The 23,147-nt window shown below is 59.9% G+C and carries 22 protein-coding genes; 6 read left to right on the top strand and 16 right to left on the bottom strand.

All coding sequences use genetic code 11. The annotated features are described in order from the left end of the window. Positions 1-67: 67 nt before the first annotated feature. Positions 68-856, bottom strand: a complete 789-nt coding sequence (locus ACP0KA_RS20745) for a class II aldolase/adducin family protein (protein WP_424630610.1) — start codon at positions 854-856, stop codon at positions 68-70. Between the two features lie 78 nt (positions 857-934). Continuing rightward, positions 935-1,756: a class II aldolase/adducin family protein gene (locus tag ACP0KA_RS20740; protein WP_424630609.1), complete on the bottom strand. Its 822-nt coding sequence runs from the start codon at positions 1,754-1,756 to the stop codon at positions 935-937. Between the two features lie 339 nt (positions 1,757-2,095). On the opposite strand from ACP0KA_RS20740, the gene ACP0KA_RS20735 reads away from it, so the two are divergent. Beyond that, positions 2,096-3,025, top strand: a complete 930-nt coding sequence (locus ACP0KA_RS20735) for a LysR substrate-binding domain-containing protein (RefSeq protein ID WP_424630608.1) — start codon at positions 2,096-2,098, stop codon at positions 3,023-3,025. Between the two features lie 2 nt (positions 3,026-3,027). On the opposite strand, the gene ACP0KA_RS20730 is transcribed toward ACP0KA_RS20735, so the two are convergent. The 6 genes from ACP0KA_RS20730 to ACP0KA_RS20705 are packed head-to-tail and all read right to left on the bottom strand — an operon-like array spanning position 3,028 to position 8,441. Then, on the bottom strand, positions 3,028-3,621 hold the full coding sequence (locus ACP0KA_RS20730) for a flavin reductase family protein (protein ID WP_424630607.1): 594 nt from the start codon (positions 3,619-3,621) through the stop codon (positions 3,028-3,030). A gap of 30 nt (positions 3,622-3,651) precedes the next feature. Further along, on the bottom strand, positions 3,652-4,500 hold the full coding sequence (locus ACP0KA_RS20725) for an ATP-binding cassette domain-containing protein (protein ID WP_424630606.1): 849 nt from the start codon (positions 4,498-4,500) through the stop codon (positions 3,652-3,654). A gap of 8 nt (positions 4,501-4,508) precedes the next feature. Next, complete coding sequence (ssuC, locus tag ACP0KA_RS20720) at positions 4,509-5,324, bottom strand: aliphatic sulfonate ABC transporter permease SsuC (RefSeq protein ID WP_424630605.1); 816 nt, start codon at positions 5,322-5,324, stop codon at positions 4,509-4,511. Then, complete coding sequence (gene ssuD, locus ACP0KA_RS20715) at positions 5,321-6,493, bottom strand: FMNH2-dependent alkanesulfonate monooxygenase (protein ID WP_424630604.1); 1,173 nt, start codon at positions 6,491-6,493, stop codon at positions 5,321-5,323. Before ssuD ends, ssuC begins: the two co-directional genes overlap by 4 nt. 2 nt (positions 6,494-6,495) lie before the next feature. Further along, complete coding sequence (locus tag ACP0KA_RS20710) at positions 6,496-7,452, bottom strand: sulfonate ABC transporter substrate-binding protein (protein ID WP_424630603.1); 957 nt, start codon at positions 7,450-7,452, stop codon at positions 6,496-6,498. 38 nt (positions 7,453-7,490) lie between these two features. Beyond that, entirely contained in the window at positions 7,491-8,441 is a 951-nt protein-coding gene (locus ACP0KA_RS20705; protein ID WP_424630602.1) for an aliphatic sulfonate ABC transporter substrate-binding protein, read from the bottom strand. A gap of 399 nt (positions 8,442-8,840) precedes the next feature. Here ACP0KA_RS20705 and ACP0KA_RS20700 point away from each other — a divergent pair, with 399 nt between their 5' ends. Continuing rightward, positions 8,841-9,803, top strand: coding sequence for an aliphatic sulfonate ABC transporter substrate-binding protein (locus ACP0KA_RS20700; protein ID WP_424630601.1), 963 nt, complete (start codon positions 8,841-8,843; stop codon positions 9,801-9,803). A gap of 120 nt (positions 9,804-9,923) precedes the next feature. On the opposite strand, the gene ACP0KA_RS20695 is transcribed toward ACP0KA_RS20700, so the two are convergent. Next, complete coding sequence (locus ACP0KA_RS20695; RefSeq protein WP_424630600.1) at positions 9,924-10,160, bottom strand: hypothetical protein; 237 nt, start codon at positions 10,158-10,160, stop codon at positions 9,924-9,926. Positions 10,161-10,598: 438 nt separating this feature from the next. On the opposite strand from ACP0KA_RS20695, the gene ACP0KA_RS20690 reads away from it, so the two are divergent. Beyond that, the gene (locus tag ACP0KA_RS20690) at positions 10,599-11,699 is read left to right on the top strand and encodes an AI-2E family transporter (protein WP_424630599.1); all 1,101 of its coding nucleotides are present in this window, start codon (positions 10,599-10,601) and stop codon (positions 11,697-11,699) included. Between the two features lie 169 nt (positions 11,700-11,868). Here the strand turns inward: ACP0KA_RS20690 and ACP0KA_RS20685 are convergent, their stop codons facing one another. Next, positions 11,869-13,659: a metallophosphoesterase family protein gene (locus tag ACP0KA_RS20685; protein ID WP_424630598.1), complete on the bottom strand. Its 1,791-nt coding sequence runs from the start codon at positions 13,657-13,659 to the stop codon at positions 11,869-11,871. 377 nt (positions 13,660-14,036) lie between these two features. On the opposite strand from ACP0KA_RS20685, the gene glsA reads away from it, so the two are divergent. Both glsA and ACP0KA_RS20675 read left to right on the top strand, forming a co-directional pair. Beyond that, positions 14,037-15,029 carry a glutaminase A gene (gene glsA, locus ACP0KA_RS20680; protein WP_424630597.1) on the top strand — a complete coding sequence of 331 codons (993 nt, stop codon included), beginning with the start codon at positions 14,037-14,039 and terminating at the stop codon, positions 15,027-15,029. An 81-nt stretch (positions 15,030-15,110) separates the two neighbouring features. Further along, positions 15,111-16,775: an MFS transporter gene (locus ACP0KA_RS20675; RefSeq protein WP_424630596.1), complete on the top strand. Its 1,665-nt coding sequence runs from the start codon at positions 15,111-15,113 to the stop codon at positions 16,773-16,775. A gap of 25 nt (positions 16,776-16,800) precedes the next feature. On the opposite strand, the gene ACP0KA_RS20670 is transcribed toward ACP0KA_RS20675, so the two are convergent. The 3 genes from ACP0KA_RS20670 to ACP0KA_RS20660 all read right to left on the bottom strand — a co-directional run bounded on the left by ACP0KA_RS20670 (position 16,801) and on the right by ACP0KA_RS20660 (position 18,673). After that, on the bottom strand, positions 16,801-17,325 hold the full coding sequence (locus ACP0KA_RS20670) for a hypothetical protein (protein ID WP_424630595.1): 525 nt from the start codon (positions 17,323-17,325) through the stop codon (positions 16,801-16,803). Between the two features lie 137 nt (positions 17,326-17,462). Further along, positions 17,463-18,056, bottom strand: a complete 594-nt coding sequence (locus ACP0KA_RS20665) for a DUF1269 domain-containing protein (RefSeq protein WP_424630594.1) — start codon at positions 18,054-18,056, stop codon at positions 17,463-17,465. A gap of 134 nt (positions 18,057-18,190) precedes the next feature. Further along, positions 18,191-18,673 carry a DUF992 domain-containing protein gene (locus ACP0KA_RS20660; protein WP_424630593.1) on the bottom strand — a complete coding sequence of 161 codons (483 nt, stop codon included), beginning with the start codon at positions 18,671-18,673 and terminating at the stop codon, positions 18,191-18,193. Positions 18,674-19,899: 1,226 nt separating this feature from the next. Here ACP0KA_RS20660 and ACP0KA_RS20655 point away from each other — a divergent pair. Beyond that, complete coding sequence (locus ACP0KA_RS20655; RefSeq protein ID WP_424630592.1) at positions 19,900-20,958, top strand: ketopantoate reductase family protein; 1,059 nt, start codon at positions 19,900-19,902, stop codon at positions 20,956-20,958. Between the two features lie 94 nt (positions 20,959-21,052). Here the strand turns inward: ACP0KA_RS20655 and ACP0KA_RS20650 are convergent, their stop codons facing one another. The 3 genes from ACP0KA_RS20650 to ACP0KA_RS20640 all read right to left on the bottom strand — a co-directional run bounded on the left by ACP0KA_RS20650 (position 21,053) and on the right by ACP0KA_RS20640 (position 22,949). After that, entirely contained in the window at positions 21,053-21,418 is a 366-nt protein-coding gene (locus ACP0KA_RS20650) for a hypothetical protein (RefSeq protein WP_424630591.1), read from the bottom strand. Beyond that, positions 21,415-21,747: a hypothetical protein gene (locus tag ACP0KA_RS20645; RefSeq protein ID WP_424630590.1), complete on the bottom strand. Its 333-nt coding sequence runs from the start codon at positions 21,745-21,747 to the stop codon at positions 21,415-21,417. Before ACP0KA_RS20645 ends, ACP0KA_RS20650 begins: the two co-directional genes overlap by 4 nt. Before the next feature lie 131 nt (positions 21,748-21,878). Next, entirely contained in the window at positions 21,879-22,949 is a 1,071-nt protein-coding gene (locus ACP0KA_RS20640) for an endonuclease/exonuclease/phosphatase family protein (RefSeq protein WP_424630589.1), read from the bottom strand. Positions 22,950-23,147: the final 198 nt, after the last annotated feature.

Genomic DNA, 23,147 nt, shown 5'->3' with positions numbered 1-23,147 from the left:
GGAGCAGCGATGTGCTCCGCCCGAAAGCCGATGTCGAACGAGTAGAGTGGTCCTGGTGAGCTTGCGGCTATTGCCGGAAGGTCGAGCCCTCGGCATCGAGCTGTCGGATCAGGGCCTGATAGGTGTCCTGACCGAAGGTGCTCTTCGCATCGAAGCCCTTGGCAACCGCGGACTGAGTTTGCTGCACCGTGCGATCGAGAACGGCCTGCGACAACGGTCTCAGTTCCTTGCCCATCTGCAGGGTATGGACCTGAACCTCGCATGCGCGTTGCAACTGATACATCCGGAAGAAAGCAGCGGCGGCCGTCTCGCCGCATGCCAGCAATCCGTGATGGCGCAGGATCATGTAGTTCTTGTCGCCGAGCGAGCGAACCAGACGCTCGCGCTCGCTGAGATCCACAGAGATGCCCTCGAAGTCATGATAGGCTACCAGTCCGCTGAGCTGCGCGCCGTAGAAATTGTGCGGCGAAAGCCCGCCTTCGGAACAGGCAACGGTGACGCCTTCGGTGGTGTGGGTGTGGACGATGTAGTGCGCATCCTCGCGCGCCATGTGGATCGCTGAGTGAATCGTGAAGCCCGGCGCGTTCACCTTCGCGCCGCTGCCGTCCACCACATTGCCGTCGATGTCGATCTTTACGAGATTGGACGCGGTCACCTCGTGATACATCAGCCCGAACTGGTTGATCAGAAAGTGACGCTCCGGCCCCGGTACGCGCGCGGTGATGTGATTGTAGATGATCTCGGTCCAGCCGAAGCGAGCGCAGATCCGATAGAACGCGGCGAGTTGCTCGCGCTCGTGGCGCTCGCCGACGACCTCTTGCTTCATCCCCGTCGCGGATTTGACGTGTTGATTCATTGATGCCTCCCGTTCACTTTTTAATTGTGGCGAAGAATGCCGTGCGGGAAGCCAGCACATCCCACGCGGCCCAGCGCGTCAGTCAAGGAAGTCCGGCTGCTCTTTCAGGATGCGCGCATAGAGCGACTGAAACTGGAACCAGCCGCTGAACGGCGTCCCGACTATTTGCCGCGCCTGCGTTGCAGACTCTTTGGAGACGAACGAAAGCTTTTGCCCCGAATGCGCAGCCGCCGCTTCCGCAAGCAATTGAACCTGACAGGAGCGATCCATGGTGATGAACCACCATGCGGCCTCGTCCACTGTCTGGCCGACGGTGAGCAATCCGTGGTTCTTGAGGATCACCGCTTTGTAGGAACCGAGCGCCTTTGCGATCTGCTGGCCCTCGTCGAGATCGACGGCAACCCCACCGTAGTCATCATAAAGACCATGGTCCTCGTAGAAGGCGCAGACATCCTGCGAAATCGGATCCAGCTTGCGGCCGAGTGCGGCAAAGGCACGCCCATAGGTCGAATGGGAATGTGCTGCACCGACGGAATCCGGCCGCGCGGCATGGACACGGGAGTGAATGGCGAAGGCGGCCGCGTTCACGGGGCGATCGCCCTCCACCACCTTGCCGTCGTGGCCGACGCGAATGAGATCTGACGCCTTGATCAGGCTGAAGTGCAGTCCGAATGGATTGACCCAGAAGGTATCGGTAAATTCGGGATCGCGTGCGGTGATATGCCCGACCACGCCTTCGTCGAAGCCGAACTTGGAGAACAGCCGGAAGCTCGCTGCCAATCGCTGCTTGCGGTGCTGTCGCTCCTCCGCGAGGGTGGCAAAGACCGGTGGCTGCGGCAGCGCCGTATACATCTTCTTCGCGGCAGCCGTCGGTTCATTGAATTTCTGTGGGGCGTTCATTGCTCTCTCCTTTGATGAAAAACATGCATGTGGGGCGGCCGATCGCGAGCGGACAGTCACACGGTGAGGTTGCGAGACTGATCGTGGATTTGGGTTGCAATGCCCGCGGCAATGCGAGCGCGCCAACATCCGGCGGCAGCAGCCGCGTTGCAGTTGTCACTTTAACATCTCCCTCGCATCCTCTTGCCCCACCTTGTTTTGCAGGTGCATTGCCGGAGCGCGTGCATGGCTGCCATTCTCTGGCGGTCGCGTTGCCTGCTCTGGTCGTTGGTGCGAGCATGATGAGGTCACCACCCGCCCGCAAATGAATTCCGTTGCGGCCAGATGAATGGAATTCACATGCAACGCTCAAAGTCTTCATTGCCGCCGCTATCGACACTTCGCGCGTTCGAGGCGGCAGTGAGGCTCGGCAGTTTCAAATCGGCGGCGGAAGACTTGAGCCTGACGCAGTCGGCGATCAGCCACCAGATCAACGCGCTGGAAGCGCACTTTCATCGCAAGCTCTTTGTGCGTCAGGGCAACAAGGTGGTGCTGACCAAAGACGGCGAAGCCTATGGCGCTTCGATCCTCAAAGCCTTTGCGGAAATGTCGCGCGCCGGTGAAGGGCTGTTGAACAAGGCGGGACGCGAGATCGTGCGCGTGAGCGCCTCACCGAGTTTCGCAGCACTCGCCGCACTGCCTCATCTCGCACGCTTCAAGATAAGCAACTCGGCGCTCGATGTCCGGTTAGAGGCCCGCAACAGCGCTGTCGATTTCGAGACCGAGAGCATCGACGCCGCCATTCAGGTTTGCACGCTGCCGTGCCACGGTCTTATCGCGCACCGGCTGTTTCGTTCGAAACTGGCGCCGCTGGCGCATCCCGATTTGTGCAGGAAACATGGCCCGGTCAAATCCGCGAAGGATCTCGCGCGGCTGCCGCTGATTGAGCTGAACAACATTCCGGGGTTGTGGGAGCGATGGTTCGCGAAAATCGACCGCAAGATCAAACTCACGGAGCTCAACCTGTCGAGTGACAGTCTGCTGGCCGCCATTCAAATGGCCGAGTCCGGCGTGGGCGCGGTGCTGGCGCCGTTTCCTCTGGTCGCAACGGTCGTGGCCTCCGGACGCCTGAGCGCACTGCTGCCGCCCCGCGTCTTGCTTGAGGCACCGGACTTTCACTTGCTCTACCGGAAGGAAGATGCGAGCACGCCGAAGATCAAGGCCGTACGGCGGTGGCTGAAAGAGATCGTCGCCGAGTTGGAGCATCGCCCCGATACCAGCGATTTGTGACGTTAGACGCCCCACAGCGCGCGAGCGGTCGGCACATCTTCTCCTGCCACATTCGATGCATCTTTCCCGGGATGGTGCGGGATGTACTGTCCCTGCCAATATGACAACCCGCCCTTGCCGTCCGAGACCAGCACATCGAGCACGCGGCCGATCACGAGCATATGCGAATGCCGCTCGACGACGTGCTCGACCTCGCAATCGAGCGCGACCGGCGCACCGGACAGCAGCGGCACACCTGTCACCAGCGTGGCCCACTCCGCGCCTTCAAATCGCGCTGCCCCCTTCAGGCCGCCCACACCCGAGAAACGCTTCGCAATCTCCGCGTGATCCGCGCCGAGAATGTTCACACCGAACGCACCAAGCTCGCTGATGCGCGGCCATGACGATGACTGGCGATTGACGCTGACAACCAGCGTGGCAGGCTCCACCGCCAGCGACGTCACGGACGTCACTGTCATGCCGCTGATGTCCGGCCCCTGTCCCGCCGTGATGACGCTGACGCCGCCGGCGAGATGCCGCATGGCGCCGCGAAAGCTCTCCGCCGAAACCGTGGGAGTAGTTGTCGCCTTCTCAATATTACGAACCATCGAATTCATCACAGCCTCACGCCCCGACGAGTGTCAAAATCAGACCACTAGATCGCCGGTCTCTTTCAGTAATTCGCGAAGGATGTTGCCTTCCAGCGCGGCCAGCTCCGCCGAGCCGCGCTGGCGCGGGCGCGCCAGATTGACATCTATATCGTGTGCCACCCGGCCTTCTTCAATGACCAGCACCCGGTCCGCAAGCGCCACGGCTTCAGAGACGTCATGGGTCACCAGAATGGCGGTGAAGCCCTGATCGCGCCAGACCCCCTCCAGCAGCCGCTGCATCGAAATGCGCGTCAGTGCGTCGAGCGCGCCGAGCGGCTCGTCGAACGCCAGCACGCGCGGATGACTGACCAACGCCCGCGCCAGCGCCACGCGTTGCTTCTGCCCGCCCGACAGCACCGACGGCCATTGGCCACGCTTGTCGTCGAGGCCCACTTCCCTCAAGGCTTCGTCTGCGCGGATCTTGGCGTCCGCAGACTTCCTGTCGCGGCCAAGCCCGACCTCGACATTCGACAGCACGCGTGCCCATGGCAGCAGCCGCGGCTCCTGAAACATCACGCGGACATGATCGCGCGTATTGTCCTCGTGATCACCCAACTCGATGCTGCCTGCGCTCGGCTGCTCAAGTCCCGCGATCAAACGCAACAGCGTGCTCTTGCCGCAACCGGATTTGCCGACGATGGCGACCGACTGCCCCGCCGGAATGTGCAGATCGATGCCGCGCAGCACTTCGTTGGTGCCGAACGACTTGCGCAAGCCCCTGATGGTGAGCGACAGCGCCCGTGACGGATCGCGCACGCCGCGCGCCACTCTCGCCTCGCGGATCAGATCCGCCGCGGTGTCCGCCGCCTTGGCGTTGACGGGTGCAAATCGAAGCGCCTGGTTCATGTTCACTCTCAATGTTTCTGGAAGGCCGGATGCCAGGACAGCGTGAATCGCTCAAGCACGCGCGCGATGCTGTCGGCGAGCTTGCCGAGCAAGGCGTAGATAAGAATGCTGAGCACGACGACGTCGATTAGCATGAACTCGCGTGCCTGCATCGCCATGTAGCCGAGGCCGGATGACGCCGCGATGGTTTCCGCGACGATCAACGTCAGCCACATGATGCCGAGCGCGAACCGAAGACCGACGAAGATCGACGGCAGCGCGCCGGGGAAGATCACGCGGCGGAACAGTTCGCCGTTGGTCATGCCGTAAATGCGTCCCATCTCGATCAGCTGCGGATCGACGGTGCGGATGCCGTGCAGCGTATTGATGTAGATCGGAAAGAACACGCCGAGCGCGACCAGGAAGATCTTCGCCGACTCGTCGATACCGAACCACAGGATCACCAGCGGGATCAGCGCCAGATGCGGTACGTTGCGCACCATCTGCAGCGTCGTGTCGGTGAGCTTGCTGGAAAGCTCTGACAGTCCGTTGGCTAGACCGAAGGCGAAGCCGATGCCGCCGCCGATGACGAAGCCGACCGCCGCACGCCAGAAACTGACCCAGATGTTCTGGGCCAGTTCGCCGGACTTCGCGAGCTTCCACCCCGCGAGGGCCACATCGCTCGGCGCCGGCAACACCCGCGCCGGCACGAGGCCGGTGGCGCACGCCACCTGCCAAACGATCAAAATCACCAGCGGCACGATCCACTGCGTCAGGCCGTCCGCGCCGGGAATCCTGAATCGACTCGCACGTGTGGCGGTGGAGAGAGTTTCCGTCGCACTCATGAGGATGATGCCTGCTTCTGCGGACGATAATCGTTGCCGATGGTCTCGCCGAACGGACCCGTATTGACCCGCAGCGGCGTGACATTGCTCGACTGGTTCAGCGTCAGCAACGGGAACACCAGTTCGGCAAAGCGATACGCTTCCTCGAGGTGCGGATAGCCGGACAGGATGAAGGTATCGATGCCGGCGTCCTGATATTCCTTGATGCGCTCCGCCACTGTCTGCGGATCGCCCACCAGCGCTGTGCCCGCGCCGCCACGGACAAGCCCGACACCGGCCCAAAGATTAGGACTGATCTCGAGCTTGTCGCGGCGCCCCCCGTGAAGCTGCGCCATGCGCTGCTGCCCAACGGAATCCATGCGCGAGAATATCTTTTGCGCCTGGGCGATGGTGTCATCGGTGACGTATTGGATGAGTTCATCCGCCGCGCGCCACGCTTCTTCGTTGGTCTCGCGTACGATGACGTGTAGGCGAATACCAAACGAGAGCTTGCGTCCGCGCTTCTCCGCCGCCGCCTTCACGCGATTGACCTTCTCGGCGACTGCTGCAGGAGGCTCGCCCCAGGTCAGATACTTGTCGACGGTGTCGACCGCGACATCGATACCGGCATCCGACGAGCCGCCGAAATAAAGCGGCGGACGCGGCGACTGAACCGGCTGGAACAGCAGGCGGCCATCCTCGATGGTGATGTGCTTGCCCTTCACATTGACGGTCTTGCCCGCGAGCAGATCACTGTAGACGTTCAGGAACTCGCGCGTGACTTCGTAGCGTTCGTCATGACTGAGGAAGATGCCGTCGCCCTTGTTCTCGACGGGATCACCGCCCGTGACCACGTTGATCAGCAAACGCCCGTTAGAGACGCGGTCGAGCGTCGCGGTCATGCGCGCAGCAACTGCCGGCGATTGCAGACCAGGACGCACGGCAACGAGATAGCGCAGCCGCTCAGTCCATGGCGCGACGGCGGAGGCCACGACCCAGGAGTCCTCGCAGCTGCGCCCGGTCGGCAGCAGCACGCCGTAGTAGCCGAGCTGATCGGCGGCCTGCGCAATCTGGCGTAGATAGTTGAAGTTCACCTCGCGGCCGCCCGTGGTGGTGCCGAGATAGCGGCTGTCACCATGGGTCGGAAGAAACCAGAGAACGTTGGCGGCGGGAGAATTGTGGCTTGTCATATCTATGATCCTGGCTTGCGCTGAACGTCGGAAACTTTGATGGCCTTTGGCACTAGGCCGAGTTCGTGAAAGGTGTCGGCAATGCGCTGTTGGCTGGCGATCACCTCATCGGAGATCGGCTTGAGGCCGTAAGACTCTCGCTTCAAAGAAGCCGCGAGCACCGATGCAGGCAGGCCAACCGATGGACTGAGTTGCTCCGCAACGGTCTCGATGTTGTTCTTGGCCCACTCGTCGGCTTCGTTCAGCGCCTCCAGAACAACATCCACGGCTTTGCTGTCAGTGTTGAGAAACGCTTTCGACGAGAAATAGAACTGGTGGTTCGCGACGAGATCCGTCCCGTCGGCGAGAATGCGCGCGCCGGTCGAGGCTTCCGCAGCCGCCTCATAGGGGTCCCAGATCACCCAGGCGTCGACGGAGCCGCGAGTGAAGGCCGCAAGTGCGTCGGATGGCGGGAGAAACACGGGTTGGATATCGGTATATTTCAGACCCGCCTTCTCGAGTGCGCGCACCAGCAGATAGTGCACATTCGAGCCCTTGTTGAGCGCGACCTTCTTTCCCTTCAGATCAGCGACCGACGTCAGTTTGCTGTCTTTGGGAACGAGGATCGCCTCGCCCTGTGGCGCGGGCGGATCGTAGGCCAGATAAACCAGTGGTGCTCCCGCCGCCTGGGCAAAGATCGGCGGCGTTTCACCGGCAACACCGAAATCGATTGCGCCGACGTTGAGCGCTTCCAGCAGCGGCGGCCCGGACGGGAACTCCGTCCATACCACCTTGTAGCCGAGCGGCTTGAGCTTGTCCTCGAGCGTTCCTCTGCCCTTCAGCAGCACCAGCTTGCCGTATTTCTGAAAGCCGATGCGGACAGTCTTTTCCTGCGCTTCGGCGAAGAGGAAACTTGAGGACAGTGCAACAGCAGCGATGGCTGCGAGCACGGTTTTGAGCAATGAACGACGTGCGGTCATGAGCGATCCTTTTGGTGAATGGAAATGATTGCGAATGATCAGGTCTGTGGCGCGCGCCAGACGATGTCGCGCACCTTGATCTGGCGAGGAATGAGGCCGAGTTTTTGGAAGCCGTCAGCGACACGCTGCTGGGTTTGGATCACCTCTTCGGTGACGGGACCAATGGCAAAAGTCGCGCGGTTCGCCGCAACGGTCTGGATATCGAGCGGAACCCCGGTGATCTCGTGCAGCGACTTCGCTACATCGCCGCGATGGCTCTCCGCCCATTCCGCTGCAGTCGCGAGCCCCGCGATGATATCGCTCAACTGCCCCGGCCGCTTGTTGGCAAAATCGCGATTGGCGATGAAGAACGCATTGGTCTTCCCGACTTCATGCGCATTGATGAGAATGCGCGCGTTCTGCTTTGTCTCGCCGATGGCGAAATACGGATCCCACACCGCCCAGGCATCGATGCTGCCATTGGCAAACGCCGGTCCTGCATCCGGCGGCGTCAGATAAACCGGCGTGATGTCGGCATACGTCAGTCCCGCCTTCTCCAGCGTCAGAAGAACGACATTGTTTGCACTCGATCCCTTGGTGAATCCGACGCGCTTGCCCCTCAGATCCGAAATCGCCTTGATCGAAGAGCCTTGAGAAACAAGGATTCCTTGCCCGTTGCTGATGGGGGACGATGCGGCATAGACGATGTTGGCATTCGCGGCCTGGGCAAAGATCGGCGGCGAATCTCCGACCGCGCCGAAATCCAGGCTGCCATTACTGATAGCTTCCAGCAGTGGCGGCCCAGAGGTGAACTCAACCCACTTGATCTGCGGGCCTTCTGAGCCGAGTCGCTTCTCCAGCACTCCCCGCTGACGCGCGATGACAAGAAGACCCGTCTTCTGATAGCCGATCCTGACTTCATTCACGCCCTGCGCGCGCAACACCGCCGGCGTCATCGCGGAAGCTGCTGTGGCCAGCGAAGTCAGCATGAGAAACGTTCGGCGATCCATACTCATCTCCTGCATCAGGAACGCGAGCGATGTGCTGCATTCGTGATGATGGATGATGATCACGAGACGCTTGGCTGTCGAGTGCTCTGCAAAAATAGCGATGCCTGCACTGCGTTACGCAACTCTTGCGACGCAAACGTTGTCGAAACAGCTGCCATCGAAGTGCAATTTCACTGCGTTGATGATGCGTTAACTCACGTGGCTTTATGAGAATTCATAACGATGGATTCGACGCAGAACTGCACAAGAAATGCGCATCGCTCAATCATTTCACGATGAGCGACGAGCGTAGAAAACGTTTCTCGCGATCCACCTGTAATTTGGCAACTCAATCTCCAGCGCATTTTCTAGTGTCACGCGAACACATTTCGCGGGCGAGAGCCGCACTGGAGACAATTCATGACCAATCGTTTTCTTAATTCCATAGCGGCTGCCCTCGCTGCGTTCTCACTTCTCTTCACAGCGACGACATCGCTCGCACAGGACCGGATCCGCATCGGCCTGCAGAAATCCTCAACATTGATCGCGGTGTTGCGCGCCAATGATGAACTCGAGAAAGCGCTGGCGCCGCTGGGTGTTAAAGTGTCCTGGCATGAGTTCTCCAGCGGTCTTCCCCTGCTCGAGTCGCTTGGCGTCGGCAATCTCGATTTCGGCGCAGATGTTGCCGACACCGTTCCGATCTTCGCGCAAGCCGCCGGATCGAAGCTCGCATACGTCGCGGAGGAAAGCCCTTCACCCGGCGCGCAGGCCATTCTCGTTCATCCGGGCTCCTTGATCAAAACGGTGGCGGATTTGAAAGGCAAGAAAATCGCGGTGACCAAGGGCGCAGGCAGTCATTATCTGTTGCTCGCCGCGCTCGCCAAATCGGGACTGACGTTCAGGGACATCACGCCCGCCTATCTCGCTCCGGCCGATGGCCGCGCCGCCTTCGTCAGCAGCAACGTCGACGCGTGGGTGGTGTGGGATCCGTTTCTCACCAGCGCACAGAGGCAATCAAACGCTGCGATCCTGGCCGACGGAAGCAACGAGCTTGCGAGCTACAAGCGCTACTATCTCGCCTCCGAGCCGTTCGCGGAAAAGCGCAGCGACGTGCTGAACATCGTCTTCGCAAAACTGCGCGAAACGGGAAAATGGGTAAAGGCGCATCCAAAGGACGCCGCGAAGCTCCTCGCGGGTCTCTGGGGCATCGATGCCGAGACGGTCGAGGAAGCCAACAGCCATCGCAGCTACGGCGTCAACGCAATAACGCCGTCAGGACTCGCCGAGCAGCAGAAGATCGCCGACGCCTTCGTCGAGGAAAAGCTGATCCCGAAGAAGATCGACACCACGGACGTCAGGATCTGGACCCCGAACGCACCATGAGATCACTGTGCACGCGAAGCGCATGTCAGCCTTCATTTACGAGGCCGACTGTCGCTTCGGCATAAATCCGCGTGAAACGCAGATCCGCTGCGGCTCACGCCCGGACGTGAGTGGCGACCGCTATTCTATATCGCTGTGATGCAGCGGTGCTCGGGGTGAACTGATCGGAGCGCTCTCGTTCCGCCGCATGATCTTGAGAACCATAAGGATCAGGCCAACCGCGAGAACCAACGTTCCGAACACCACTAGACCTGTTGATTCCGTACTCACGCCAATGGCGATCAGTACCAAGCCGAGGATAACCAAGAAAAGACCGCCAAGTTTTTTGCCGAGAAGAGACGGATCACCTGTCGCCATAGCAATCACTCCTTTTTTCTCACGCGCGCGGACTATACGGACTATCCGGATTCACTCCTGTCTAAAGTTCTTGCATTCGAACGCCGGCAGCCAAGCCCGCTCTCGTCACGTCCGTCAGGTTATCCCTTGATTGCGACGTCCGCAAAGAGTTCATTTGTCACTGGACGTCATAAAAACGCTCTCCGGCTTTGGGTGCCGCTCACGATCGCGCGACCAGTGTGGTGGTTCAGACGTTCGCTTCATTTCCCCGCCAGTTCGTCCGGCGAACTTCGGAATCGGGACACTCGCGGGCATTTTATTCAATAAAATAGGGCGAATCCGCACCGCATCATCAGGCTGTGCCGGTGTGCGTGCGCGGAACAGCATCGCCTCGACATTTATCGCGCCTGCGTTACGATTGCAGGATTCTGGCGGCAGCAACAACGCGCGAGGTCAAGCGTGGATGATCTGAAGGTCGGCGCTGAGGGTATTCGCGAGGCTGCTCCCCACATCGATCGCAGCGGGGAGATCGGCGCCCGATGGCGGCTGAGCGGCCTGCAAACCGGGATTGCTTTACTCGGGGCGGCCGCCGGGCTTTTCCTGATCTGGCAGATGTCGTCGAGCCTGCTGCTCATCTTCGCCGGCGTTTTGTTCGCGGCTTTTCTCGATGCGTGCGCGCGGGCGCTTCAACCCATCGTACCCGCAGGACATTCCTGGCGGCTCGCGCTGATCGTCATCATCCTGATGGCCCTGCTCGCGTTCGGCCTGGTCTGGGGTGCCGGCAAGCTGCCCGAGCAAACCCGCCTGCTCTATCAGGTCATGAACACGCAGCTCGACGTTCTGCAGCAGCGCCTGCAGTCGGTCGGCGTCGACTTGTTCGGCCCCGATGGCGGCCGCGATTTTTCACAATGGCTGCCTGACCGAGCCAAGCTGTTCGGTCACGCCCAGACAGCGGTCGGAACGGCGTCCGGCTTTCTCGCCAATGCGCTCGTCATCCTGTTTCTCGGCGTGCTGTTCGCCTTCAATCCGGGAATGTATCGCGACGGTCTCGTCTCTCTCGTAAAGATTCCCTACCGCGCCCGCGTCCGGCAGGTGATGGACGAGATGGGTGGCGTGCTGCGCTACTGGTTCGTCGGACAGGTCTTCCGCATCCTGCTCATGACGCTCTGCGTCTGGGTCACGCTTTATCTGCTCGGCGTGCCCGGTGCTTTTCTGCTCGGCCTGCAGGCCGGCGTGTCCAACTTCGTGCCTTACCTCGGGCCCATCGTCGCCGCGTTTCCCATCGCGCTGGTCGCCATGCCGCTCGGTGCGTCGAAACTGATATGGGCCGTCGGCCTTTACACGATCATCCAGTCCATCGAGGGCTATATCATCGGTCCGCTGATCCAGCGCCATGCCGTCGAGGTGCCGCCGGCCTGGACATTGGTAGCGATTGTGCTGTTCGGCTCGCTGTTCGGCGTGATGGGAATCGCGCTCGCCATGCCGTTACTGGCCATCGGCCGCATCGCGGTGTTGCGGCTCTATGTGGAAGATTGCCTCGGCGACAAGCTAGTGGAGTAGATTTGACATTCGCTCGCCACCTAGCTGCGAGTTCGTCAAGCGAATGTCAAATCTAAAACTCCACTAGAATTGATATTTTGTTAGTGGTCCTTTGATTCTAACATTCGCAGAGGGTGTCGCTGAGACGGGATGCGAATGTTAGAATCGGACCACTAGGCTGACGAGACCCTCAGACATCCACCTTTGCCACACCGCCGATCTCGACCTTCTCAGGCGCAAGCAGGCAAAGCCTGCCATCGGCACCGTTGGCGAAGGTGTGGATGTGGAAATGCGTAGTCATATCATCAGTCGCGTTCATCACCGGCGACGGCGCGGAGATGATCCGCAATGCGCCGCAGGTGCCGATCCAGTCGATATGACGATGACCGTGCATGACGACGATGCGGTGCGCGAACGGCTTCAGCTTGCGAACGAACCAGCTTCCATTGACGAGCGCCGTCCCCACCCGCTCGGAAAACTTCACGCCCGGCATGGGATATTCCATCAGGTGATGATGCAGCGCGACGATCCATCGTGCCTTGGGATGACCGTTCATGACTGTCGCGAGACGTTTTGCCTGCTGCACAGAGACGAGACCAAGCGCATTAGTGAACGAGAAATGCGTCTGTGCGTTCGAATCGAGGATGACAATTCCCAGTCCATCCTCGCTCTGCGGCAGGACCGCCATAGGAAACTGGTCATCGAACACATCCCCAAGCTTCGCGGCGCGCATGATCCCGCCGCCTTGCGCGAACGCTGCGATTTGGGATCGGTGTGCGTTTAGATTTTGATCGAGTGTCCGGGTCGATTGCGCCGGTCCCTCCTCGATAACGCGCACGCGCACACCCTGCATCAATGCCATCGCCGAGAGCGTCCGCATCTGGCGAAAGCGTTTTCCCGGACTGAACGGCAGATCGAGCCGCGCCGGATTGGTCCGATCGACGATGTTGATGTCGTGATTGCCCGGCAGAATAAGCATCCGGTCCACAAGCGTCGGATGTTTCGCCGTCGCGTCGAGGAATTCGGCCCATTCCGTCGCAAGGCCGGCATCGGTCATATCGCCGGTAACAACAATGGCATCCAGCGGAGCGCTGGCATGAATGGCTGCGAGACGGGCGAGTAGCCGCTCCAGCCGATCATTGCCTTGTGGACCGCCGCGCCCGCTTTCCATGCGGAAACCGTAGCGCTCGCCAACCGTATGGACGTCCGACAGATGTGCAACGCGCCACGTCTGGCTGGTCTGACACGCATCGTCGAATGCCTCGATATCGACGGGCTGGTCCATGCTCGCGTCCGCAAAGCCCCAGATAAGCGCAGCCGCAGCGAGATAAAGCGACGTCAGCGCAACGGCGTTGGCAAGGGTCGGCACAATCAGACGGTACGGCACCATGAGGTCGCTCACACTGCCGAGCCACCGTGTGTATGGCCACACCGCGATGGCGACGAGCACAGCGACGATGCACACGATCGTGCCGGCCGCCGCGGAGCTTGCCGCGCGCAGCCGCGCCTGCCTTTGGGCGGAGCGCTTGGCGCCGAACCATCCTTCGGCCAGATGCCGTATCGCTTCCCGACAGAAGACATAGCCCGGCTGCACCGCCAGCGCATTCAGCGACCAGAAGTTGACTTCCGCCATCCGGAACAGCGGCCGCCAGGCAAACCACCCCACAGCCAACACAATCATCAAGCTCAATGCGGCGCCGAGCCCGGTGAGGTAGCGAGCCTGCGCGGTTGCCGTTGCGGCCCAGCCGGTCGCCACCAAAGGCGCAAGACCGAGCAACACCGCAGGCAGCGCCAGCGACATCGTCCAGGCCAACAGCAGTTTCGGCAAACTGATTTCGACAAGTAAACTGCCCGCGATCGCGAAAAGAGATCGTTGCTTGGTGGCGGAGCGGTCGTCTTCTGCATCGCCTTGCCGCGGATCGACCAACAGCACCTCGCGTACCCGCGACTCCGTCTCCATGGTTGGGTGGGATTGCGTCATCGGATCGTGCTCACATTCTGCAACACGGCAGCCTACTGGTCACAAAAGACAAATGCCGATACGCGAAGATATAAATCAACTTGTCTTCGAATATCATCGCGTGATCACGTCACATCATAAACGTTGGTGAGATCGGATGAAAACGCTTTGAAGCTCGCCAAATGACTGCAGTGCAGCACGTATCATACGTGCTCTTTGGAAGTCCTCTCATCACGAACCGTTGTGATTGAGCTCCTCGAAAAAGTTCATCCAATTGACTTCACGTATCCACGGGGGTTTACTCATACCACTGACGCCGTGCTGATCCCTCGCTGAAGCAAGCTGCTGTGTTGCCGAATGATGATCATGACATGATCATCAGTAAGATGGAGAGTCCCATGGACTTACCGTCGGTCGCAGAAGAACGGCCTTATGTCTCGACCGGGCATCTGCCCGAGGATGAGCGCGTGCAGCGGCTCGTCGACGACGCGCATAAGCGTTTCAAGCCGAACAAGGATGGCGAGAACTCTCAAGTCTATCCTGCACTCGCCCGCGTCCCGCGCGACCTGTTTGGCATCTGCATCGTCAGCACCAACGGGCGCGTCTATGGCGCGGGCGACATCGATCACGAATTCTCCATCATGAGCGTGTCAAAGCCGTTCGTGTTCGCCCTGGTTTGCGAAACGATCGGCCCCGAAGAGGCCCGCAAAAAACTCGGCGCCAACGCCACAGGCTTTCCGTTCAACTCGCTCTCGGCCATCGAGCGCGGTGACGGCCGCACCAACCCAATGGTCAACGCCGGCGCCATCGCCACAACGAGCCTTGCGACAGGCAAGACCGCCGAGGAACGCTGGAAATTCCTTCACGATGGACTGTCACGTTTTGCCGGCCGCAGGCTGCCGCTGAACGAGGAAGTCTATAAGTCGGCGTCGGACACCAATTTTCGCAATCGCAGCATCGCGCGCCTGCTGGAGAGCTACGACCGGATCTATTCCGATGCCAAGGAAGCCACCGACCTCTACACCCGGCAATGCTCGCTGAACGTGAGCGCAAGGGATCTCGCGGTAATGGGCGCCACGCTGGCTGACGGCGGCGTCAACCCCATCACCCGCGAACGTGTCGTCGATGCCGGCGTGTGCCATTACGCGCTCGCCGTGATGATCACGGCCGGGCTGTACGAGACATCCGGCGACTGGCTCTACGATATCGGACTGCCGGGCAAGAGCGGCATCGGTGGCGGCATTGTTGCAGTATCTCCCGGCAAGGGCGGCTTTGGCACCTTCGCGCCACCGCTCGACGCCGCAGGCAACAGCGTCAAGGGTCAACTTGCGGCGAAATACCTGTCGCAGCAGCTAGGAATGGATCTGTTCGTCTCGCAGCCTGAAGAGTAAGCGCGCGCCGCGAGCACTTGTCTCCCCTCTTCTCCCCTCTGTTTTCGACTGACACGACAAACCGGGCCATCGGAGGACACGATGACAACAATGACAGCCGGAGCCTATCACGAAGAAACGCGGACATCGTGGTTGCCGATGATCGCGATTGCGCTCGGACAGATGATCATGTCCTTCAACGTCGCATCGCTTCCGGTGGCGATGGGTGGCATGGTGAAGAGCTTCGGCGTTCCGCCAACGACGGTGGCCACGGGTATCGTCGCCTACTCCATGCTGGTGGCTGGCTTCGTCATGCTCGGCGCCAAGCTGGCGCAGCGGTTCGGCGCCTTGAAGGTGTTCCGCGCCGCCGTCATCCTGTTCTGCATTTCCCAGATCATCATGACGTTCAGTCCGACGGCAGCGACCATGATCGCAGCGCAGGCGCTGTGCGGCGCCGCCGGCGCGGTAATCGTGCCGTCATTGGTCGCGCTGATCGCCGAGAACTACACCGGACGGCAGCAGGCCACCGCTGTAGGGGCACTCGGCTCTGCCCGGGCTGCGGCCGGCGTGCTTGCCTTCGTGATCGGCGGCGTGCTCGGTACCTATATCGGATGGCGGCCGGCGTTCGGTGTTCTCATCGCGGCCTCTGCTCTCGCTTTCGTTCTGAGCTTCCGCCTGAAACCTGATCATGGACGGCCGGATGTAAAGATCGACTTCATCGGCGTCATTCTGGCCGCGGCTGCTATCATCTCCATGGTGTTCGGCTTCAACAATCTCAACGGATGGGGCGTCCTGGTGGCGACCGCCAATGCCCCCTTCAACGTGCTCGGGCTTTCGCCGTCGCCCATGCTGATCGTGATCGGCGCTGTGATCGGCCAGGCGTTTCTGGCCTGGACACGTCGCGCCCGGGCCGCAGGCCGCACACCCCTGCTCGCGCTCGAGGTGATCGATTCCCCGAAAGAGCGCCACGCGGTTTATGCACTGTTCGCCGTTGTCGCGCTGGAAGCAGCGCTGAACTTTTCGGTGCCGCTTTATATCCAGATCGTGCAGGGCCGATCGCCCCTTGCAACAGCCATTGCCATGATGCCGTTCAACCTGACGGTGTTCTTTACAGCCATGCTGATCGTTTACGTCTATGACAAACTGACACCACGTCGCATTGCGCAATTGGGCTTCGCGCTGTGCACCATCGCGCTGCTATGGCTCGCTTTCGTTGTGCGCAACGATTGGAGCGAAGTTCCAGTCCTGTTCGGCCTCGTGCTGTTCGGCATCGGACAGGGCTCGCTCGTCACCCTGCTGTTCAATGTGCTGGTCACGTCTTCCCCCAAGGAGCTTGCGGGCGATGTGGGATCGTTGCGCGGCACCACGCAGAATCTCGCGGCCGCGGTCGGTACGGCGCTGGCGGGCGCGCTGCTTGTCGGCCTCCTCAGCACCATCGCGCTCAGCAGGATCACGACGAATCCGATCTTGACGAAGGATCTGCAAAGTCAGGTCAACCTCGATAACATCACCTTCATCAGCAACGACCGGCTGCGCACGACGCTGGAAGGCACCACCGCCACGCCGCAGCAGGTGGACGAAGCGGTGCTGATCAACACCGAGGCGCGGCTGCGCGCGCTGAAGATCGGCCTGCTCATTATGGCCGGACTGGCGCTGCTCGCGATTTTTCCGGCCAGCCGCTTACCGAATTATCGGCCGGGCGAGATCCCGGCCGATGAGGACGTGGTCGATGAGGACACGCCTGGCTCAGCGCGAAGACCGACCTGACGGGGTTCGACTTGACGGCGCTCGGTCAGCGTCGGGAATCGCGCCTGGCCTGCGCGACTTTCGCCGCTTGTGAGATGCTGCCAATCCGCTGCCCCGGCACCTTGGTCATGCGACGCCGGCTGGGTCGCGGATTCATGCCCTCATTCGCGGTGTCGCCTGACGCCTGGTAAACCGGGAAGTTAGCGGCGCGCCGCATGGCAAGGGCACGGCGAGCAGCATCAACGTTGGCCGCGCGGGCTTCGATAGAGCGTGTCCGCTTGATTTCCTTGTTCAGGCGCTTCAGAGCGCTCGCAAAAACCTGCTTGCGCTTCATTGGCTGCTCGGCCGTTCCAGGAAAGCTGGCGCCGCGTGGTTCGGCCTTGCCGCGCTGCTCTCGCTGCTTCTGCCTCGCTAGAGTCTTCTCCTTGTCGCGCATCTGATGCAGCCGACTGCGGAGTTTCTCCAGGCCCGAAAGATCGAGATCGTAGATCTCGGGATGATGCGAGGCCTGGATCACACCATACTCCTCGTGACTCAGCAGACTGCGCTCGCGTTTGCAGGAAGTAGCCATATGCCTCTCCTCGTTAACGTGCGAACGACGTCACGCGCTAAACGCAGACATCGCTCAATCGCGCTTCCAAAATCAACATCCCGCGCAGCCCGAACAGAATCTCTGTTCGCCGGAAATGAGCGGACAGAGCCCATTCATCAAGCTGTTGCAGGCGCTCCGCCTGAATCAGGCTGTCGCGCCGCGGCGGTAGCACCTTCGACGCCGGCACTTGGGCTCGGCGCCTGCGCGCGTTCGAGCGCCTCCTTCAACTTGTTTTCCTGCTCGGGCGACAACGATGACCGAATGAGGTGTCCCTTGTACTGATGCAGCTCCTGGAGAACCTTCTCCGGCTGCGCCTTGCGGATCAGGAGAAACAACGCGGACGAATCCGGCTTGATGGTCTCGCCGATCTTCTTGATGAAGTCGTCATTGATGCCAAAGTCCATCAAGCTGCCCGAAAGGGCCCCCGATCCCGCGCCGATCAAACCGCCCATGGCAAAGCCGGCGAGCGGATTGAGAAACAGCAAACCAATCAGGCTTCCCAGCAAAGCTCCATTCAAACCACCTGCGGTCGCGCCAACCCGTACGAGATTGACGGACTGCTTGATCCGAACGGTGCCGTCGGCATCACGAATGGCGACAACGGCATCCTCAAGATCGATCAGATACTCCTTTTGCAATCTGGTCAGATCGGTCAAAACACGATCGGCATCATTCTGATTGTCGAAACCAACGATGACGAGATCAGACATAGGACAGTCTCCTTGGTGTGAACGATGTCGCCCCCACAATCGAAATTGATTTTCCCGTACTTGTCTTGCGATCGTCGCTGCTCAGTTGAGAAGCACCTTCGCTTTCAGCGCCTCCCGCTTTAACGCGTTCCTCCTCATCGTCGTCCTCTTGGCCCCAGCGTCAAGCGCGTGACGCCCGCAGCAAGATTGACGCCAATGTTTCGCTCGATGGAGATCGGCTGCAGCGCAACGCTTCGTCGCGATCCTCCGATCAAGACATTCGCTCCCAACCCGGGTCCAAAAGCAACGCTTCCACCGGCGCCGATATAGGTTCCCCGCAAGGTCCCGGGACCAATCCGTGAGTTCTTTGAAAGGACGAGCCACGACAACACGCCGCCTGCGGTGGCGCCGATATCGAGCCCAACACGTCTGATCCGGCCCGTATAGATGTATCGCTGACCTGTGGTCGCGTGGAATTCACAACGCAGCGATTGCGTTGAGCCGACGATCAATCCCACACGCGCGCTGGAGAAACACAGCAATCGCCCTGCCCGAAACAATTGGGCGTCAGCCGGCGACGTGGTGGCACAACCGAGCACCACCGCGCCCAAAGCACCGAGTAGACTCGCTCTGCGCATTCGAACCTCCAACGATTGAGTGTTCAGCGCTTACGGGCAGACGTCCCAGAATCCCCGGGTACGAGATCGGTTGGTGTAGTACCAGCAAAGCTCTGGTGATGGTGGCCGTCCGCCCCAGCGAGCAGCGTTAGCGGCAGCGACAAATCCCAATGCGGCGCCGGCCGCGATCGCGCCACCCGGACGCCAGGAATAACGTCGCGGACGAGCCCAGGGACGATGTGCGACTGGCGGACGCGGACGCACGCCCGGACGATGCGCACCGGGACGACCCGGCCGGGGGCGATGCGCTGCTGGCGGGCGCGCCCCTGGCCGCCCCGCACCCGGCCGGCGATTGCCCTGCCCACGCTGCGCACTAAAATCTGAAATCCCTTCGGAAGATGCCGCTTGTGGCATCGCTTCAGAAACGCCCGCTCGCGCGGACGACGTCAGCACGGCGAGATCAATAGAATAAATGAGGGCCGCAGAGAGAAGACAAGAGCTCAGGACACGATACATCGCGCAGCCTCCTGATCATGCGTCAGTTTTCTTTTTGAGCAGCTCTAATTGACGTCTCCGACAAACGCTTGCCGGGAACATCGCCACGACAAGCATCACAAGAATAGTAGCCTACAAATGCCGCCTCCGCACGAACTATATGCCGACAACAAGACCCGAAGATCACGGCGTGAGTTCACAAATGCGAGGTCCCTTGAATGATCATCAGTTCGGCGGACAACTTCGAACTTGAATCAAACTGCATTTCACTTTGCGATCACTCTGCAGTCTCGAAAATGAAGTGCCAATTCGCAGCGATGCCGATCAAGAGAGAAATTTCAAGATAGTCTCTGTGTAGGCCTATTCGATCTTGTCGAATGCAGACATCTACGGGCGCTGCGGCCCTTTGAGACAAAAAGCCGCCTCACCATTCTTGATGTTCATTTTGAGTTAGCGTCCCAGTGACTTTCAGGCCCCATGGTTGAAGCCGCAATCACCCGAAAATAAGCGCGACAATTTCGCTGAGCGGAACGCAAGTGATTGAACAGACAAGAAAAGTCTTGCTTGCGGCGATTAAAACTGGCTTCTGCTGGCGACTCCGGAGACGGACGCCTCCGGAAATCCAGGACCTATTGACACCGTTTTCAATCCTGAGACTTTTTGAAACTCATGGCCGCGTGGCGCGTTAAATCGCGCCCCAGCGGGCGACACAATCAACTGAGCGCAAAAGCGCGATCTGGAGACGAGGGAGCATGGCGCGCAACATTCTCATTCTTGGAGCTTCATACGGCTCGTTGCTGGCAACGAAGCTGTTGATGGCTGGTCACAACGTGACCTTGGTTTGCCGGCAGAAGACGGCCGACCTGATCAACCGCGACGGCACTGAAGTCCGCATCAAGCTGCGCGACGAGCCGAAACACCGCTCCATCTTCTCGCGCGACCTGCCCGGCAAGCTCGACGCCATGCCGCCGCAGAACGTCGATGTGTCGCGTTACGACATGGTCGGCCTTGCGATGCAGGAGCCACAATACACCAACCACACCATTCGCACGCTGATGGTCAAGATCGCCGCGGCCAATCTGCCGTGCCTGTCGATCATGAACATGCCGCCTTTGGCCTATCTCAAGCGCATCGACAAGCTGGACGGTATGGATCTCGAAGAGGCTTACACCAACGCATCCGTGTGGGAGCGTTTCAAGCCCGGTCTGGTGACGCTGTGTTCGCCCGATCCGCAGGCTTTCCGTCCGCCGGAGGAAGCTGCGAACGTACTTCATGTGGGCCTGCCGACGAATTTCAAGGCCGCCGCCTTTGCCGACGAGGCGCACAACAAAGTGTTGCGCGAGCTCGAAGCCGACATCGACGCGGTAAAGCTCGACGGCCAGGACGTGCCGGTGAAGCTGAAGGTGTTCGATTCCCTGTTCGTGCCGCTGGCGAAGTGGTCGATGCTGCTGACCGGCAATTATCGCTGCATCACGCCGGACGATCCGGTCTCGATCCGCGATGCCGTTCATAAGGATCTCAAGCTCTCGCAATCGATCTACGACCACGTCGATGCAGTGGCGCAGAAGCTTGGCGCCGATCCGGCAGATCAGGTGCCGTTCGAGAAATACGCCAAGGCTGCGGAAAGCCTGCTCAAGCCGTCATCAGCCGCGCGTGCAGTCGCCAGCGGCGCGCCCTTCATCGAGCGCGTCGACCTGCTGGTGAAACTGATCTCGCATCAGATCGGCATGCCAAATGCCGAGATCGACCGCACGGTTGACACGGTGGACAACAAACTGAACGTCGCGGAAGGCGGCGGCGGCGCGGATTGATCGGCTCATCGATCCAAGTTGCATAAACACTCAAACCCCCGCTTCGGCGGGGTTTTTCTTTTTTTCATGGCGGTGACATTTTACTCACGACGCGTCAACGCAATAGGATGGCAGCACAGACCAGCACAATATAGCTAAAGAGCCCGATGAGAGACTTCGCTACCGCGCGTTCCCAATCAGGCTGAATCCGGCCTAAGTACAGAATACTCAACATCGATACGCAGGCAGCTATAGCCGTAGCTGGACCGTTCGTTGCGTGTGGGAATCCGAACAATAACTTGAGTGCGTAATAGCCAAGCACCGCGCCAATATAGATCGAGAATGCGATCCAGCAGACGCCGACAGATTCATTGAGCGACAATCTTCTACCAAAAAAGCGCACGGGCTTGTATTTTATCAGCACCAAAGCAAAGCCGGTCACGGCGAATAAGCCAAAAAGAATCTGATCACGAACAGTCATTGCGCTTCAACGGTCTCTCGCGCTCTCAAGTAACCCACCAAAAATGCGAGGAAGGAGGGCACGAATAGCAGGACGGTGGCAAAGACCTTGCCGAATCCTAGCGGATCGTCTTTTACGTGAGGAAATAGATCCTGCGCCCAAACGATCAAAACGAACAAGCCAATCAAGACCACCAGCCACGCAAGCATCGCGCAAGAGACAATGTTGATGAGCAGGCTAATCGGTCCCTTGCCATTCTTGGCCAGCCACCTTCCCGCCGGCCACGCCGGCAGAACGAGAATTCCGAACACCACAATCCAGATGACGGCGAGCGTCGCAACCACGGTCATTTGTCCTCACGATTTTCATCGCGACTTAAGCGATCGACACTGGTAGGCGAGGTTACGCGGCGACCACCTATAAGAACACCAACGCATTATTTAAAATTGCACAGATCGGCTGCTACGCTTTGGCGCCACACTTAACCCACCCGCGCGGCCGGGCGCTCCCCTGCAACAGGCGTGAAATTGGCGAGCGGCTGCTCGCTGGTTTTCAGGCTCTCCAGATAGGCGTTGGTGAAATCCATCTTGATTTCGGTCCACAGCGGAAGATGGTCCGACATCTGCCAGGTCCGCCACTTCTTGTAAGCGGCGAGATCCGTCTTCGCCTCCTTGCCGGTCTTGGTCTTGGTCGGCATCAAGGGCTTGTAGATCTCATAGTCATCCTCCCCGAACACATAATCCTGCCAGGCAAAGGCACCGGCGGCTTTGATCTCGACCAGCTTGTCCTGGGTGCGAAGTGCGATCTGGTCGTAGTAGTTGGCGCTTGCAAGCGCAGTCGGTTTGCGCAACTCCGCGGGCGCTTCAAATCCTCCGCCCAGCAGTGCGTTCATCAGCGGATCCTGCGGATTGAGGATGTTGAAATCGCCGAGCAGAATGTAGGTCTCGCCATCCTTCTTCTGCCGTTTGGTGAAGAACTCCGCGATATCGGCAATCTCGCGCTTGCGCGGCGCCGTATCCGAGGCGTCGCCGTAGTAGATATGCACCGTGCAGATGTTGAACTTGAACCACCCGGCCTGGAACGCGACCAGATAAGGCGTGCGGTTGAATTGAATAGCCTGCTTGTCCTTGGTCGAGGGCAGCACGATTTCGCCCGCGATATGCCGAAACCTGATCTTGCGGGTATCGAACACGAACGCGAGCCGCTCCTGATTGCCGCTCTGGTCCGTCACCATGTAATCCCAATGCGGGCCCAGCAGCCGCATCACCGTTTGAAATTCGGTCATGTCCTCGTTGACCTCCTGCACCGCGACGAGGTCGTAGGCCGAAATGATTTCCGCAATGTACAGCAGAGACTCCGGCAAGCGCGGCGACGGGTTCAATTTATGCCCGCCGAAATCGCGGATGTTCCAGCTGGCAAGATGAAACGACTCCAGCTTGTTGTTCGGCGTGACGGTCTTTGACAGCCCTGCTCTCAATTTCAACAGCCGGTCGATGGCGCGGTTGCGCGCGGCGGAATCGTCCCAAGTACGCAGTCCGGAATATTGAACCATTGTGCCCCCTTCGATCGCATCCGCGATCCTCGGAGCGCGGTGCAACCCTGCTGGAATGAATGTCAGGACGCAAAGCGAGATGGTGTTGAACAATCGCTGCCCGCAAAGACAAGGCCTTGCGGGACATCACAATCGAATTTTATGAAGCGTATGCGATAGTCTGATGAAGGTACGGGGCAGGATAAGCCCTGACAACAG

It is taken from the genome of Bradyrhizobium sp. SYSU BS000235 (assembly GCF_049747295.1).
In the GTDB taxonomy this organism is placed as follows: Bacteria; Pseudomonadota; Alphaproteobacteria; order Rhizobiales; family Xanthobacteraceae; genus Afipia.
Note: the sequence above shows the minus strand (reverse complement) of the source record. Positions and strands in the feature narration are given on the sequence as shown.

Coding starts and splice junctions, on each gene's coding strand:
- ACP0KA_RS20660 (WP_424630593.1), bottom strand. CDS start 18,673: ATGCGCAGAGCGAGTCTACTCGGTGCTTTGGGCGCGGTGGTGCTCGGT.
- ACP0KA_RS20700 (WP_424630601.1), top strand. CDS start 8,841: ATGACCAATCGTTTTCTTAATTCCATAGCGGCTGCCCTCGCTGCGTTC.
- glsA (WP_424630597.1), top strand. CDS start 14,037: ATGGACTTACCGTCGGTCGCAGAAGAACGGCCTTATGTCTCGACCGGG.
- ACP0KA_RS20740 (WP_424630609.1), bottom strand. CDS start 1,756: ATGAACGCCCCACAGAAATTCAATGAACCGACGGCTGCCGCGAAGAAG.
- ACP0KA_RS20710 (WP_424630603.1), bottom strand. CDS start 7,452: ATGACCGCACGTCGTTCATTGCTCAAAACCGTGCTCGCAGCCATCGCT.
- ACP0KA_RS20705 (WP_424630602.1), bottom strand. CDS start 8,441: ATGGATCGCCGAACGTTTCTCATGCTGACTTCGCTGGCCACAGCAGCT.
- ACP0KA_RS20725 (WP_424630606.1), bottom strand. CDS start 4,500: ATGAACCAGGCGCTTCGATTTGCACCCGTCAACGCCAAGGCGGCGGAC.
- ACP0KA_RS20675 (WP_424630596.1), top strand. CDS start 15,111: ATGACAACAATGACAGCCGGAGCCTATCACGAAGAAACGCGGACATCG.
- ACP0KA_RS20695 (WP_424630600.1), bottom strand. CDS start 10,160: ATGGCGACAGGTGATCCGTCTCTTCTCGGCAAAAAACTTGGCGGTCTT.
- ACP0KA_RS20735 (WP_424630608.1), top strand. CDS start 2,096: ATGCAACGCTCAAAGTCTTCATTGCCGCCGCTATCGACACTTCGCGCG.
- ACP0KA_RS20685 (WP_424630598.1), bottom strand. CDS start 13,659: ATGACGCAATCCCACCCAACCATGGAGACGGAGTCGCGGGTACGCGAG.
- ACP0KA_RS20665 (WP_424630594.1), bottom strand. CDS start 18,056: ATGTCTGATCTCGTCATCGTTGGTTTCGACAATCAGAATGATGCCGAT.
- ssuC (WP_424630605.1), bottom strand. CDS start 5,324: ATGAGTGCGACGGAAACTCTCTCCACCGCCACACGTGCGAGTCGATTC.
- ACP0KA_RS20640 (WP_424630589.1), bottom strand. CDS start 22,949: ATGGTTCAATATTCCGGACTGCGTACTTGGGACGATTCCGCCGCGCGC.
- ACP0KA_RS20730 (WP_424630607.1), bottom strand. CDS start 3,621: ATGAATTCGATGGTTCGTAATATTGAGAAGGCGACAACTACTCCCACG.
- ACP0KA_RS20670 (WP_424630595.1), bottom strand. CDS start 17,325: ATGGCTACTTCCTGCAAACGCGAGCGCAGTCTGCTGAGTCACGAGGAG.
- ACP0KA_RS20745 (WP_424630610.1), bottom strand. CDS start 856: ATGAATCAACACGTCAAATCCGCGACGGGGATGAAGCAAGAGGTCGTC.
- ACP0KA_RS20655 (WP_424630592.1), top strand. CDS start 19,900: ATGGCGCGCAACATTCTCATTCTTGGAGCTTCATACGGCTCGTTGCTG.
- ACP0KA_RS20645 (WP_424630590.1), bottom strand. CDS start 21,747: ATGACCGTGGTTGCGACGCTCGCCGTCATCTGGATTGTGGTGTTCGGA.
- ACP0KA_RS20650 (WP_424630591.1), bottom strand. CDS start 21,418: ATGACTGTTCGTGATCAGATTCTTTTTGGCTTATTCGCCGTGACCGGC.
- ssuD (WP_424630604.1), bottom strand. CDS start 6,493: ATGACAAGCCACAATTCTCCCGCCGCCAACGTTCTCTGGTTTCTTCCG.